The following is an 11955-nucleotide window of genomic DNA, read 5'->3' as shown; positions in this document are numbered from 1 at the left end:
GCCCCACCCCCTAACTGGGGCGAATATAACAACAACATCATCGGGCGTGAAAGAGAACATGAGCCATGTTGTTCATCAACGGCTGACGATCTTTACGAGCTTCTCGCTGAGCGCCGACACCTCCTCTCGCTTCACCCAGATGCGGTACACGCCGCGCTCGATCCGTTCCAGACCGAGCCCCGCGGCGTGCAGGGCGTCCCCGCCGGTGTACTCGATGAGCAGCTCGGCCTCCCGTGCCGTGTGCACCAGGAACGGGGCGCCGTGCCACTCGCAGACGGTCGTCACGTGCCAGACCGCCGAGCAGTCCGCGGCGGGAACCGCGCGCACGAACCGGCCGGGCGCCACCTTCTCGAAGCCGTCGGCGGGCGCCGAGCCGTACAGGCGCAGGTGAAGCCGGCCGTCGACGAGGTCCGCCGACGCCTCGTAGTCGGTCCCGGCCCAGCGGGCGCGGTACGGCTCGCGGCTCACGCGTCCGCCACCATGAGCCAGCGGCCGTGGTCGGCGTCGTACCTCGCCTGCGTACGTTCCTTCCCATCGGCGGCCAGCTCCACGATCTCGGCGCCGTGCGGCAGGCCGATGCCGTCGATCTTGTACTCCCTGATGGTCTCGGTCGCGTTCGGCACCAGGCCCATACCGGCGAACGGCGGCTCCTCGATCACCCAGCCTGCCATCGCCAGGCGGCCCCCCTCGTCGGTGCCGCCGTACGGCGTGCGGTAGAGCTCCAGTCCGATCGCCGGCCAGCGCAACAGGTTGACCGCGCCCTCCGCGGTGAGCGCGTCCTCCTGAAGCAGCGCGTCGGCGAGCACGGAGGGGGTCGCGATGTGCGCGACGTCCAGGGCGTGATGGCAGTAGCCGGAGATCCGCGGCTGCTCGCCGGCCAGCAGCTCCTGAAGCTGCGCCACCTCGAGCAGCTTCTGCACGATCGGGATGCCGCTGTCCGGCTCCGCGGCCAGGTCCTGCTCCAGCGTGGGCACCGCCAGCCTCGCGACCGTGCCGGGTTCGAGCAGGAACGACGGCTCCAGCCCCGGGTTGACCGCCAGGCCCCAGCGGGGATCGGGCCAGCCGGCCGCCAGCTCGACCAGCGACAACACCCGGAAATGCCGGACGGCGTCGCCGGTGGCCTCCCGCATCGCCTCCGCCGAGGTGTACACCACCACCCACACCCGATCCGCCCCAAGGAACGTCGGCCAGGCGATCCGCTCGTCACCCCTGGCGGCGGCGTCGGTGACCGGGCAGGCGAAGTCCGCGTACCGCAACAGTGTGAGACAGGTGGTCAGGTCCTGCCGGCCGTGCGCCTCCTGGAGTCGCTTCTCGAACGCGCTCGGTGCCTGCATGGCGACACCCTAGTAGGTTCGCTCGCACCCCTGTAGGTTGCGGGTGTGACGGATCGGCCGGTTGCCCGCACCCGCGACGAGGCACTCGTGTACCTCGACCTGAACCCGTGCGAGTGCGGCTCCGTGGAGACCGAGTGGGACAGCGGCGTGGTCAGCGTCGAAGGTTCGCTGGTCACGTGCTACTCGGGCGTCTGCGAAGGTTGCGGTGCGGAGCGGGAGCACCTGTTCTCGCTGCCGCGGCGCGAGACCATGCCGGTCGGCTGGCCGGCTTTCGGCGGGACGGAACCGTCGGAGTTGCTCGATGCCGGGGAGTGGATGTGGCTCGCCGACCTCACGGCCGGCAACGTCCCCGCCGACCCGGAGAACGCTCGCCGGACGTTGTCCATGGCGCGCGCGGCCGTGGAGGAAGTGCTCAAGTTCATCCCCGAGGGGCAGGACGACGTCCCCGCGGAGGCGTTCTGGACCGCGCGCGGACGGGAGGTGCGTGCCGCCGAGCCCCCTCGCTTCCGCCGCGACCGCCTGCAGGTCGTCAGGGACACCTACCGCGACCTCGCCGGCCGTTGACCGCGGATCAGTCCCGGTCCTGGTGTCCGTTGAGCGCCTGGCGGCGGTGCTCCCTCGGGCTGATGCCGTAGGCGGCGCGGAAGGCGCGGCTGAACTCCGCGCCGTTCCTGAAGCCCCAGCGGATGCCGATCTCACCGATCGGATGCTCCGCCAGCCGGGGGTCGGCCAGGTCGCTGTGGCAGCGTTCGAGCCGGCGCCGCCGAATCGTGGCGCTGACGGTCTCCGGTTGTTGCTCGAACAGCGCGTGCAGGGTGCGCACGGAGATGTGGTGGTGCGCGGCGACGCTCGACGGCCCCAGCTCGGGGTCACCGAGATGGTGGTTGATGAAGGCGTCGATGTGCGTGACCAGAGTCCGGTGGCGGCTCTCGGCCGGCAGCCGGTGGTCGGCGTCGAGGCGACCGGCGACGAACGCGGCGGCCAGGTCCAGGCCGATGCTGCCGAGCCTTGGCAGGTCAGCGGGGTGGCAGTCGCCGGCGTGCTCGCGCAGACCGGTGAGATAGTGGGCCAGCAGCGCTCCCGAGCCGGTCCGGGCGGGGAGCCTGGCGGCCAGCAGGCGTTCCACCTGGCTCCGTGGCAGGGGCAGCGCGTCGCGCGGCAGGAACAGGATCGTCAACCGGGTCAGCCCGCCGACGTCGAGGAATTCGGTGGTGTAGGGGGAGGAGGTGTCGAACAGCGACATGTCGCCGGCCTGTAACAAGGAGTCGTTGCGCTGCTGCCGCAGCCGTACCGGGTTGTCGTGGACGAGGAAGAGCTGGTAGCCCTCGGGGTCGTGCTGCCTGATGTGGGTGGGGGTGCGCCGGCCCGCCAGCGGCGACATCGTGAACTCGCCCACGCGCACGCGCGACAGGTCGATGGAGTGCACCCGGCCGTAGAAGTCGTCGGCGTGCTCGCTGGACAGCGACGTGGGCGCGATCTCGTGCGCGGCCATGTGCGCCCACCACTCCAGGCGATCCTTCTTCGGGATCGGGTCGGTGGACACGGAGACCACCGGGCTCGGTCTGACGGTGCGGTGAATCCAGGAACTCCGGAACTGGTGATCGCACACCGCATCCACGCTGTCGGCCACCGTCCAAGGGTCCACAACCCGGGCCCCGGCCGCAAGACCGGCGGCACAACGGCCGCCGGAAGATCAGCGGCCCGCGACCGCCCCGCTCCCGGCGCCCGCGAGCTGTCTCATCGCGGGATCTTTACTGCTGACGGCTGGTCACAGGCGGGCGATCCACTCGTGACTCGTGAGGACGTCAACACCCCTGGCTGGGAACACGCGATTGATCAGAAAGTCGTGCACGTCCGGTTCCGCGTCGGCACAGGCGTCGCTGAGCACTGTCACGCCGTAGTCGCGGTCGGCGGCGTCGTAGAGCGTAGCGGCGACCATCGCCCCGGTCGCGACACCGGTCAGCACGACCGAGTCGATGCGCTGGGCGCGCAGGAGCCGATCGAGGTCGGTCGCCGCGAACGCGCTGGCGCGGCGCTTGAGGACGACGGCCTCGCCCGGCAACGGCTCGATGCGCGGGTGCACGAGCGTTTCGGGTGATTCCTCGTGGAACAGCGTCCCCGCCCCTTGCAAGGCGCTGATCAACTGGTTTCCCGCTGCCACATCAAGGCCTGAGGCCCTGAGCCCGAAACGCACGAAGATCACCGGGATTCCGGCGGCTCTGGCCGCGGGAAGAACCCGCTCCACGGCGGGAAGCACGGCGGCGGCGAAAGGGTAGTTGTCCACGATGCCCGCCTGCAGGTCGCCGACGATGAGCGCGGTGGTGGTCATACGGGTTCCTTGTCTGTACGGCGCGCCATCGGCCATCCTCACGACGTACCTTGGCGTTGTTGTCATCGATCTCGTACTGACCTCGTACTGATCTAGTACGACGATAGTGGGACAGATCCGCTTATGATCCATTGGCCGCGGCGCAGGCGGCTTGGGTCGTAGACCGCACTATCGGCTCCATGTCCACCACAACCAGCCCCTGACTGAGGTGGGCGATCGTGACCTTGACGAGGATCGGACAGGCGCCCTCGGGCGGCTCGGCGAGAGCAGGCTGCCAGCCGCACCATGCGCGGCGCGGTGGAGCTGCGATCCACGGCTCGAGAAATCCGCACCGACAACGGGCGCGGCGCGTTCCCGGATGAGCTGAGCCGGCGGCGTCAGCACCGCGAACGTGAGGGTGGCCACGGCCCCGGGAGGTGCGGCGATCGGCAGGTGCGGGATCCGCGTCGCGTTGGCCGCGTTGGGGATGCTGGGGCTGGGGCTTGGGTTGCTGTCCGCGGTCGCGGTGCTCGCCGGAAGCGACTGGACACCCGGTTGAACGCCTCGCAAGGCTCCTGGCGGCCTGCGCTTGAACCTAGAAGCGGTGGATGTTCCTGCAGCCCCTGGTCACGGTGTGGTTCGCGCCAGTTCTTCAAGCTGCTGGACAACCTTGTCGATCGGCGCAGAAGCGTCGATCTCGACAGTGGAGGTGGCCCTGAGCAGCGGCTCCACGTTGGCCAGGTCGCGCAGGATGGCCGCACGTTCCTCAGGGCGCTTGCCGAAGGGGTTGTTGGTTCGCGTCGCGATGCGGGCAAGCATGATCTCAGCGGGAGCGCTGAGCAGGACGACGTGGTCGAATCGCGGGTAGAACCGACCCTGATTGGACTTGCAGCCGGCCACGAAGAGGGCGCCCTCACGGTGGTCGGCGAGCAGGTCGCTGATGGCCGACTCCCGCCACACCCAATCAGCGGATCCGTCCGGCAGAGTCACCCAGTGGCTCCACTGGTCGGTGTCAGTGTCGACGGCGTGATGACCCCGGGCCGCCAGCACCGCCAACGCCGTGGACTTGCCGGTGCCCGACATGCCGGTGACCAGGATCTTCGCCATCGGCCGAGACTACCGGACCGCCCTGATCTCGGTCGGCTTCGGATGACCTGGATTGGCGATCCGACGCTCGCAGGCACCCGGATGAACGCGCCCCTGAGGCCGGCTTGACCTTGTCACCAGCGTCAACGTTTACCGTCGCGACATGAACAGCTTGGATCGGGTCACCCTCCTCAAGTACGACCAGAGCTTCTTCGACGCCCTCGTGGCAAGCGATCTCGCCGTTCTGGAGGAACTGCTGGCGGACGACTTCGTCCTGGTCGGGGTCGAGGACGGGGCCGTCGCCGACAGGGGGATCCTGCTCGACCTGGTGGCCTCCGGCTCCCTCCGGTTTCCGCGGATCCACTCGTTCCCGGACGAGGCGATCGTCCGGGTCATCGGCACCGTAGGCATCGTCGTCGGGCGTACCGGCATGAACTTCACCACCTCCGACGGCGCCACGTTCAGCGCCGGAAGCCGCTACACCCACGTCTACGCCGCCGACGCCCACGGCACCTGGCGCCTCGTCTCCGCCCAGGGCACCGCGATCAAGGCTTGATCCAGGCCGGGACAGCGGACAGGGGAAAGCGGCCCCTGTCGCTCGGTGAGGCGTCAGGGGCCACGGTGTGCGTCGGTCGTGCCCGTGCCCAGCCGGTGGAGGAGCGCGGTCCGCCACGCGCCCCTCTCCGGTGGGACGTGGGAGCGGCCTGCGCAGCCGGGCTGCTCAACGCCGTTCAGCAACTCAGCCTCGCCATCGCGTTCATGATCGGTGGACGGCTCCGAGACGCTGATCAGGCGGCGGAAGAACTTCAGCAGGCGCCTCGACTGGCCGCCCACGATGCGTGATCGCTTCGGAACCCTGTCCGCATGACGGGTTGCTTGCGAACACCGCTCGACGTCGGGCCTGGGCCGGTCTGCGGTCTGGGCGCCGTCGGCGGCCCGTGTTCGTCGGCCCCCTCGGCGAGCCGGCCGCGCTGCTGTAGGGCGCGAGTGGTTCCCAGGTTGGGCGACCGCGCCCGCGCGTGAGGGCCCAGGGCGTCCGCATCGCGAACGTCATCGCCGGATCGCGGCGTGACCTCAGCTCAGGTCGAAGATCGACTTCCTTTCCCAGAACGGCAACACGTAGTTGCACAGCTTGCAGATCATGAGCGCCACCGGGTTGGGGAAGTAGCCGTTCTTGTTGTCGATGCGGCCGTCCTGCCGCGTGAATTCGGTGCTGTGGCACAGCGGGCAGGTGAGCTGGGGTGTGGTCACTCTCGCGCAACGAGCGGGTGGTCATCCGAGTTCCACTACCTGTCAGAGCGCTGCTCCACTCGCGATCAGGGCAGGGCGGCGAACACTCCTCAGTCCACCCCGAGTCCGCCCCCGAGGCCGATCAAGCCTCGTGATGCGGCGGGCGACGGCGGGTAGTCGTCGACGGTCATGGAGTTGTAGAGGCGTGCGCTCTTGGTGGCGAGGCGGAGGAGGGCGCGGCTGGGCCCGGCGGGCAGGGCGGAGATCAGGCGGGCACCCTGGGCCAGCCCCCACACCCCGAGGCGGGACGTGGGGACCAGGGTCTTCGCCGCGCTCAGCGCGACCGCGCGGCTGCCGCGCACGTGCTCGGCCATCGCCCGCTCGTAGGCGGGGAAGGCGCGCTCGTGGTCACCGCCCGCCCGCGCCAGCTCCCCGGCGAGGACGTACGCGCCGACGACGGCCAAGCTGGTGCTGCCGCCGACGGCCGGGCCGGGGCAGTAGCCCGCGTCGCCGACGAGCGTCACCCTTCCCCGCGACCAGGTGTCCATGCGGAGCTGTGTGATCGAGTCGAAGTAGAACGCCGGGGCGCGGTCCAGTTCGTCCAGCCAGCGGTCCACGTCGGCGTTCATGCCCTCGAACGCGCCGCGCAGCAGCTCCCTCTGCCGGGGCACGTCGCGGTGGTGGTAGTCGAGCTCGCGCTCGCTCCGGAACAGGAACAACGCCCGCGCGTCACCGAGGTGCCGCGCGCCGTACATGCCGGCAGTGCGGCCGACGCCGACGTGCATGTGGAGCTCGCCGTCGAGGCCGGAGACGTTGGGCAGGGTCAGCACCCCGAGGTAGGCCCCGATGAAGTCGCTGAAGCGGGACTCCGCGCCGAAGACAAGGCGGCGCACGTTGGAGTGCAGCCCGTCCGCGCCGACGACGAGGTCGAAACGGCGCGGCGCGGCGTTCTCGAACCGCACCTCTCCTTCGGGTGAGATCGCGCTGATCGAGTCGCCGAAGACGTACTCGACGTCGTCGCGCGTGGCGTCGTAGTAGATCTCGCTCAGGTCGTCGCGCATGATCTCGACGTGCCGGTCGGAGGTAGCGCTGAAGATCTTGGAGAGGTCCACCCGGACGGGCCGCCGTGCGCCCTCCGGGTGGACGGTCATCCGGTTGGTGCCGGTGGCCCGCTCCTCGACGCGGGGGAGCACGCCCATCCTCTCCGAGATGTTCATCGCGGGCCGGAACAGGTCGACCGCGTGCCCGCCCGTCTTGCGCAGCACGGGGGCCCGTTCCACGACGGTGACCTCGAAGCCGTATCTCGTGAGCCAGTAGGCCAGCACCGGACCGGCGACGCTGGCACCGGAGACGAGAATCCGCATGGCACCTCTCCTTGTCATTCAGTCCACCCGTACGGCGTGGATCGCGGTGAAGGCCAGCAGGGGAGTGGCGGTCCGCGACGGATCCTCGAGCAGGGGCGAGTGCCCGAGACCGGGCAGCAACTCGACCTTCGCGCCCGGAACGGCGCGGTAGTCGGAGGCGGATGAGGATCGCCATCTGCGGTCGTCCTCACCGAAGATCACCAGTAGCGGCTTGCCCAGGACTGCCAGCCGATCCGGGAGCGCCCGCTGCTCCATGTAATGGCGGGTGGCCTGCATCGTCGTGGTGAGCGTGTGGTAGGTCATGGCGCGCGCGTCGTCCAGGAGCTCTTGTGGGATCTGGTAGCCCGCACGGCTGAAACCGGTGCTCGCGAACCGGCGGAGCTGCTCGTCGGTCGGCGGCCACTGCGAGGGTGCGAATGCGGCGGACTCCGGTGCGATGAAGGCGTCCAGGCTGGGGCCGGTGTTGATGAGCGCGAGCGCGGTCACCAGGTCGGGCCGTTGTTCGGCGAGGGCGGTGGCGACCGCGCCGCCGCTGGAATGGCCGACGACCACGGTGTGCTCGACGCCGAGCAGGTCCAGGGCCGCGCCGACCCTGCGTGCCTGGTCCGGGAGGGCGTAGCTGCGGTCGGCCGGTTTGGCCGACCGGCCGTGCCCGAGCAGGTCGATCCGGATGACGCGGTGAGATCCGGTCAGCAGCGGAACCATCGAGTCCCACGATCGGGTCGAGGAGGCGGACCCGTGGATGAGCAGGAGTGCGGGGGCGTCGCGGGGGCCGTCCTGGCACACGTGGATGTCGCCGTCGTCCAGCGGCAGGGACGAGAACTGGGTGGTGGCCTCGGCGCCGCCGGTCACGTACGGTCCGCCGTCAGAAACAGTCATGAATCCACTGTCGCCGCCGGTGCGCGCCGGAGGATTGGACAAATGTTCCCCTCCGTCGGCTCGCTAGCATGGGACGGTGCGGACGTTCGTACACGATGCGGCTGTGTGGGGCGTCGCGTGCCCGCGGCGGCCCAGCCGGGTGGCCGGTGTCAGCATGGCCGGGTTCCGTGTCCGTGACCTGGACGCGCTCCGGCTGGTCCCGCACCCGGCCGTGACGCTGCTGGTGGAGTTCGGCGCCGGTTCGCCCGTCGTGGACGATACGGCCGGGCGGCAGCAGCGGGGAAGTGTCGTGGCCGGGCCCGGGGTCGGGTCCGGAGGCGCGGTCTGGGCGCGGGGCGAGAACGTCGAGTGCGTGCAGGTGCGCCTGTCCCCGGTGATCGCACGCGCGGTGCTGGGCGTCTCCCCCGCCGACCTCGACGGCACCGTGGTGGCCCTCGAGGACCTGTGGGGCCGGGAGGTGTCCCGGATCCGTGAGCGACTGGGCGATGTCTCGTCGTGGCAGGATCGCTTCGCGTTGATGGACGCGCTGCTCGCCCGACGGCATGAGGCGGGGCCGCCGGTGGACCCGGAGGCGGCCTGGGCCTGGCACCGGATCGTCGGCAGCCGTGGCCTGGCCCGGGTCGACGGACTCGCGGCCGAGGTCGGGTGGAGCCGTAAGCGGCTGTGGTCCCGGTTCCGGTCACAGCTCGGCCTGCCGCCCAAGCGCGCCGTGAAGCTGGTCCGCTTCGACCATGCCGCCCACCGCCTGGTCGCGGGTGAAGCCGCGGCCCAAGTCGCGGCCGACACCGGCTACGCCGACCAGTCCCACCTGCATCGGGACGTCATGGCGTTCACCGGGGCAACCCCCGCGACCGTGGCCGGCGAGCCGTTTCTCGCCGTTGACGACATCGCATGGCCCAGCCGCGGAACACCCGACAGCCTCACCTCTCCAGGGGTCTCGGGCTCGGTCGCCGGCCGGAGATGAGACGTAGACCAGCTGTCGCGCATGGTCAAGGACCGGCGGCGGGACTCGGCATGGCCGGCACCCCGCATCCGGCCTTGATCGGTCCCACCGGGACGACTAGCCTGAGCGCCGTGCTGCCGGAAGGCGCGGCCGAGGCGATCGCGTCCCGCGGAAAGGACCCCGACCACGCCGCCATGGAGTTGGGGACTGACTGACGATGAGCGCGGAAGAGGATTTCCAGCAGGTCGGCGCCGAGCTGGCCGACCTGGGTGTACGGATCTCCAGGATGATGGGGAGTCCCGCGCTCAAAGATCAGGCGGGGAAGGTGTTCGCGAGCCTGCAGCGCGACGGCGCGATGGTGTTCCGGCTGGTCAGGGACACCCCCGAACACACAGCCGCGCTCCAGCTGGCCGGGGCGTCCCTGTTCGACCCCTCGGGGCGGGGCAGGGTGGTGAAGGACTGGGTCGTCGTGCCCCACTCCTCGGCCGAGAAATGGACGGATCTGGCCGAGGCCGCCCTCAGCCGCCCACGCTGACGGGGGGTCAGAGATCCAGGTCGGAGCCGCCGAAGCGGTCTTCGAGGAACCTGCCCTGGTCGCGCAGAGCCTGCTCGTCACCCCGGTACACCGACTCGGCGACCTTGCGGAGCTGGGCGTCCAGCAGGTCGAGTTGGGCCAGCAACTCCTCGTGGGCGCTGCGCTGCCGCTCGCCGCGCCGCGCGAGCGCGTACGAGCGGGGCAGGTTGGCGTAGGCCTCCAGGCTTGACGGCAGGTAGTCCCTGATCGTCTGCGACACGATGTGCAGGTGGTCGGGGGAGGAGGTGAGCGCGTCCGCGCGGCGCAGGATGTCACGCAGTACCTCGGCGAGCCCGGCGACCTTGGTCGCCACGTCGTCGGGGAAACGGTTCCGGCCGACCTTGGCCAGCAGCGTGTCCAGGTCGGCGAACAGCTGCCGGCTCTCCACCTCCGCGTGCGAGATCGTCAGCTTCACCCGGTCCGCCGGGGCGAGCAACGCCCCGACGCCGTACAGCCCGGCCACCACCACCGGCCAGTACGCCCCGGCCACCCCGAGGAACACCAGCACCACGCCGATCAGCGCCAGAGCGCATCCGGCGATGTTCTTCGTGGATCCGGCATAGGCGAGGACCCGGGCGGCCGGGCTACTGGTAGCCACGGATCTCCTTGAAGGCCGCCGTCAGCGATCCCGAGCGGGCGTCGAATGTCGCACCACCCGTGAGCTGCGCGACCTGATTCATCTCCGCCACGTCGCTGTCGCCGAAGAGCACGACGAAGGCAGGGAACTTCACCTGCAGAGAGCGGTAGTAGGAGGCGAAGTCGTCGTAGGAGCTGCCGTCCGTGTTCTCGCCGTCTGTCATCAGCACGATCGAGGTGAAGTCCGCGGACGGCGACGACCTCGCCTGCTCGTAGGCGGCGCGCAGACTGTCGAAGATCGCCGTACCGCCCGTGGTCCGCAGCGCCTCGCCGTACGAGCGGATCTGTCGGAGCACGGGGTCGGCGTTCCGCTCGGGCAGCGTGAACGTGCGCGGCTCCCCGGGCGTCGAGTTGAACGGGATCATCGTGACCGTCTCGCGGTTGCGGAAACGTGAGAACGTCCCGCTCACGGAGGTGTCGGCTCCGGCCAGCGCGGTCAGCGCCTGCTTCAGCGCATCGAGGCGATCACCCTCCATCGATCCGGAGGTGTCCAGCACGAAGAGGGTCCTTGAGGGCCTGCGCACCTGGTTGAGGTAGACGCCGATGAGCTCGTCGGCGGCGCTGCGCCGGTTGGGGAACGGCAGCTCCACCAAGGACGCCGATCCGAAGCGCTGGTCGGGCCGCACCTCCGGCACGATCGGCCGCCGGTAGGTCGTCGTCATGATCTCGCGCTGGATCTCGGGCTTGCGCAGCCACGCGGCGAGCTTCCCGTACAGCGCCTTCTTCTCCGCTCCGGCCGAGTTCAGCAGCGTGAGCGGGTAGTCGGCCGTCACGACGCCGTCGGTCGGGTAGATCAGCGTGAGCGGCTCCTTGAGCTTGCCCGAGGCGTTGAGACCGAGAAGCACGGACTCGTAGTTCACCAGCCCGTCCACCGTGCCCTGTTTGATGTACGCGTCGGCGAGCCAGCCGGAGGAGCCCGCGGTGAGCGTCTGCGCCGAGAAGAACTCCGTCAGCTTCGGCGTCGCCGCGTCGATCTGCGCCTGGTCCAGGGCCTCCCCGGCATCCGCGAGTGCGGCGGTCACACCGACCAGCGCGGAGAATCCGGAGTTGGAGGCGGCCGGGCTGGTCATGCCGAAGGTGAACTTGTGGGCGCGAGCGGCGGCGGCGATGTCGTTCCAGGTCACGGGTTTGGTGTCCCAGCCGAGCTCGCGGGCCTTCGACTGCTTCAGGCCGAGCAGGACCGGCGAGGCCATGACCTTGGTCTGGGTCGACAGCCGCGCGGTCGCCCCTTCGATGAGCGACAGGTAGCGGTTGGAGGAGAACCAGGTCGCGTCGAACGTGCCGTCCGCGCCGCCGCTCCCCACCTGCTCCGCTCCGTCGACGGTCCCGGAGTACGACAGCGCGACCCGCACGCCGACGGCCTCCTGCGCCCGTGCGAGCAGCGGCTCGAGGTCCTTGATCTCGCTGCCTGCGAGGACGCGGAGCACGTCGGGGCCGTTCACGGGCTCGGAGGGGGAGCCGGAACCGCCGCAGGCCGCCGACACGACGAGCAGGGCGATCACGGCAAGCGCCCGCCCGGCCGGTCGCATCGTGAGGACTCGGGAGGCGGTGGCACGCGTGGCGGCGTCGGCCGGCCTTCGCACCCGGGGAGCCCCTGAACC

The 11955-nt window shown here is 70.1% G+C and carries 14 protein-coding genes; 4 read left to right on the top strand and 10 right to left on the bottom strand.

Annotated features, from left to right (window positions below; translation table 11 throughout):
• Positions 1 to 75 precede the first annotated feature (75 nt).
• Positions 76 to 468: a hypothetical protein gene (locus ABZX22_RS14970; RefSeq protein ID WP_354908704.1), complete on the bottom strand. Its 393-nt coding sequence runs from the start codon at positions 466 to 468 to the stop codon at positions 76 to 78.
• Positions 465 to 1334, bottom strand: coding sequence for an SseB family protein (locus ABZX22_RS14965; RefSeq protein WP_354908702.1), 870 nt, complete (start codon positions 1332 to 1334; stop codon positions 465 to 467). Before ABZX22_RS14965 ends, ABZX22_RS14970 begins: the two co-directional genes overlap by 4 nt.
• A gap of 45 nt (positions 1335 to 1379) precedes the next feature.
• Here ABZX22_RS14965 and ABZX22_RS14960 point away from each other — a divergent pair, with 45 nt between their 5' ends.
• Positions 1380 to 1898, top strand: coding sequence for a hypothetical protein (locus tag ABZX22_RS14960; RefSeq protein ID WP_354908699.1), 519 nt, complete (start codon positions 1380 to 1382; stop codon positions 1896 to 1898).
• A gap of 7 nt (positions 1899 to 1905) precedes the next feature.
• Here ABZX22_RS14960 and ABZX22_RS14955 read toward each other — a convergent pair whose 3' ends face one another.
• From ABZX22_RS14955 to ABZX22_RS14945, 3 genes are all read right to left on the bottom strand, one after another.
• The gene (locus tag ABZX22_RS14955) at positions 1906 to 2877 is read right to left on the bottom strand and encodes a helix-turn-helix domain-containing protein (RefSeq protein ID WP_354908697.1); all 972 of its coding nucleotides are present in this window, start codon (positions 2875 to 2877) and stop codon (positions 1906 to 1908) included.
• 225 nt (positions 2878 to 3102) lie between these two features.
• On the bottom strand, positions 3103 to 3663 hold the full coding sequence (locus tag ABZX22_RS14950) for a cysteine hydrolase (RefSeq protein WP_354908696.1): 561 nt from the start codon (positions 3661 to 3663) through the stop codon (positions 3103 to 3105).
• Positions 3664 to 4269: 606 nt separating this feature from the next.
• Positions 4270 to 4749, bottom strand: a complete 480-nt coding sequence (locus ABZX22_RS14945; RefSeq protein WP_354908694.1) for an AAA family ATPase — start codon at positions 4747 to 4749, stop codon at positions 4270 to 4272.
• 142 nt (positions 4750 to 4891) lie between these two features.
• Here ABZX22_RS14945 and ABZX22_RS14940 point away from each other — a divergent pair, with 142 nt between their 5' ends.
• Positions 4892 to 5284 carry a nuclear transport factor 2 family protein gene (locus ABZX22_RS14940; RefSeq protein ID WP_354908692.1) on the top strand — a complete coding sequence of 131 codons (393 nt, stop codon included), beginning with the start codon at positions 4892 to 4894 and terminating at the stop codon, positions 5282 to 5284.
• Positions 5285 to 5802: 518 nt separating this feature from the next.
• Here the strand turns inward: ABZX22_RS14940 and ABZX22_RS14935 are convergent.
• From ABZX22_RS14935 to ABZX22_RS14925, 3 genes are all read right to left on the bottom strand, one after another.
• Entirely contained in the window at positions 5803 to 5979 is a 177-nt protein-coding gene (locus ABZX22_RS14935) for a hypothetical protein (protein WP_354908689.1), read from the bottom strand.
• An 89-nt stretch (positions 5980 to 6068) separates the two neighbouring features.
• Complete coding sequence (locus ABZX22_RS14930) at positions 6069 to 7322, bottom strand: FAD-dependent monooxygenase (RefSeq protein ID WP_354908687.1); 1254 nt, start codon at positions 7320 to 7322, stop codon at positions 6069 to 6071.
• A gap of 18 nt (positions 7323 to 7340) precedes the next feature.
• Positions 7341 to 8201, bottom strand: a complete 861-nt coding sequence (locus ABZX22_RS14925; protein ID WP_354908685.1) for an alpha/beta hydrolase — start codon at positions 8199 to 8201, stop codon at positions 7341 to 7343.
• 76 nt (positions 8202 to 8277) lie between these two features.
• On the opposite strand from ABZX22_RS14925, the gene ABZX22_RS14920 reads away from it, so the two are divergent.
• Entirely contained in the window at positions 8278 to 9165 is an 888-nt protein-coding gene (locus tag ABZX22_RS14920; RefSeq protein ID WP_354908683.1) for a helix-turn-helix domain-containing protein, read from the top strand.
• Positions 9166 to 9361: 196 nt separating this feature from the next.
• A complete protein-coding gene (locus tag ABZX22_RS14915) occupies positions 9362 to 9679 on the top strand; it encodes a hypothetical protein (RefSeq protein ID WP_354908682.1) in 318 nt (105 codons plus the stop codon).
• 7 nt (positions 9680 to 9686) lie between these two features.
• On the opposite strand, the gene ABZX22_RS14910 is transcribed toward ABZX22_RS14915, so the two are convergent.
• Positions 9687 to 10316, bottom strand: coding sequence for a hypothetical protein (locus tag ABZX22_RS14910; RefSeq protein ID WP_354908680.1), 630 nt, complete (start codon positions 10314 to 10316; stop codon positions 9687 to 9689).
• On the bottom strand, positions 10303 to 11937 hold the full coding sequence (locus ABZX22_RS14905; RefSeq protein WP_354908678.1) for an extracellular solute-binding protein: 1635 nt from the start codon (positions 11935 to 11937) through the stop codon (positions 10303 to 10305). Before ABZX22_RS14905 ends, ABZX22_RS14910 begins: the two co-directional genes overlap by 14 nt.
• Positions 11938 to 11955 lie beyond the last annotated feature (18 nt).

This window comes from Nonomuraea sp. NPDC003804 (genome assembly GCF_040610675.1).
Classification (GTDB): Bacteria; Actinomycetota; Actinomycetes; order Streptosporangiales; family Streptosporangiaceae; genus Nonomuraea.
Note: the sequence above shows the minus strand (reverse complement) of the source record. Positions and strands in the feature narration are given on the sequence as shown.

Excerpts from the sequence above, each read along its gene's own strand:
- ABZX22_RS14950 (WP_354908696.1), bottom strand. The coding sequence starts at position 3,663 with ATGACCACCACCGCGCTCATCGTCGGCGACCTGCAGGCGGGCATCGTG.
- ABZX22_RS14925 (WP_354908685.1), bottom strand. The coding sequence starts at position 8,201 with ATGACTGTTTCTGACGGCGGACCGTACGTGACCGGCGGCGCCGAGGCC.
- ABZX22_RS14940 (WP_354908692.1), top strand. The coding sequence starts at position 4,892 with ATGAACAGCTTGGATCGGGTCACCCTCCTCAAGTACGACCAGAGCTTC.
- ABZX22_RS14945 (WP_354908694.1), bottom strand. The coding sequence starts at position 4,749 with ATGGCGAAGATCCTGGTCACCGGCATGTCGGGCACCGGCAAGTCCACG.
- ABZX22_RS14915 (WP_354908682.1), top strand. The coding sequence starts at position 9,362 with ATGAGCGCGGAAGAGGATTTCCAGCAGGTCGGCGCCGAGCTGGCCGAC.
- ABZX22_RS14965 (WP_354908702.1), bottom strand. The coding sequence starts at position 1,334 with ATGCAGGCACCGAGCGCGTTCGAGAAGCGACTCCAGGAGGCGCACGGC.
- ABZX22_RS14930 (WP_354908687.1), bottom strand. The coding sequence starts at position 7,322 with ATGCGGATTCTCGTCTCCGGTGCCAGCGTCGCCGGTCCGGTGCTGGCC.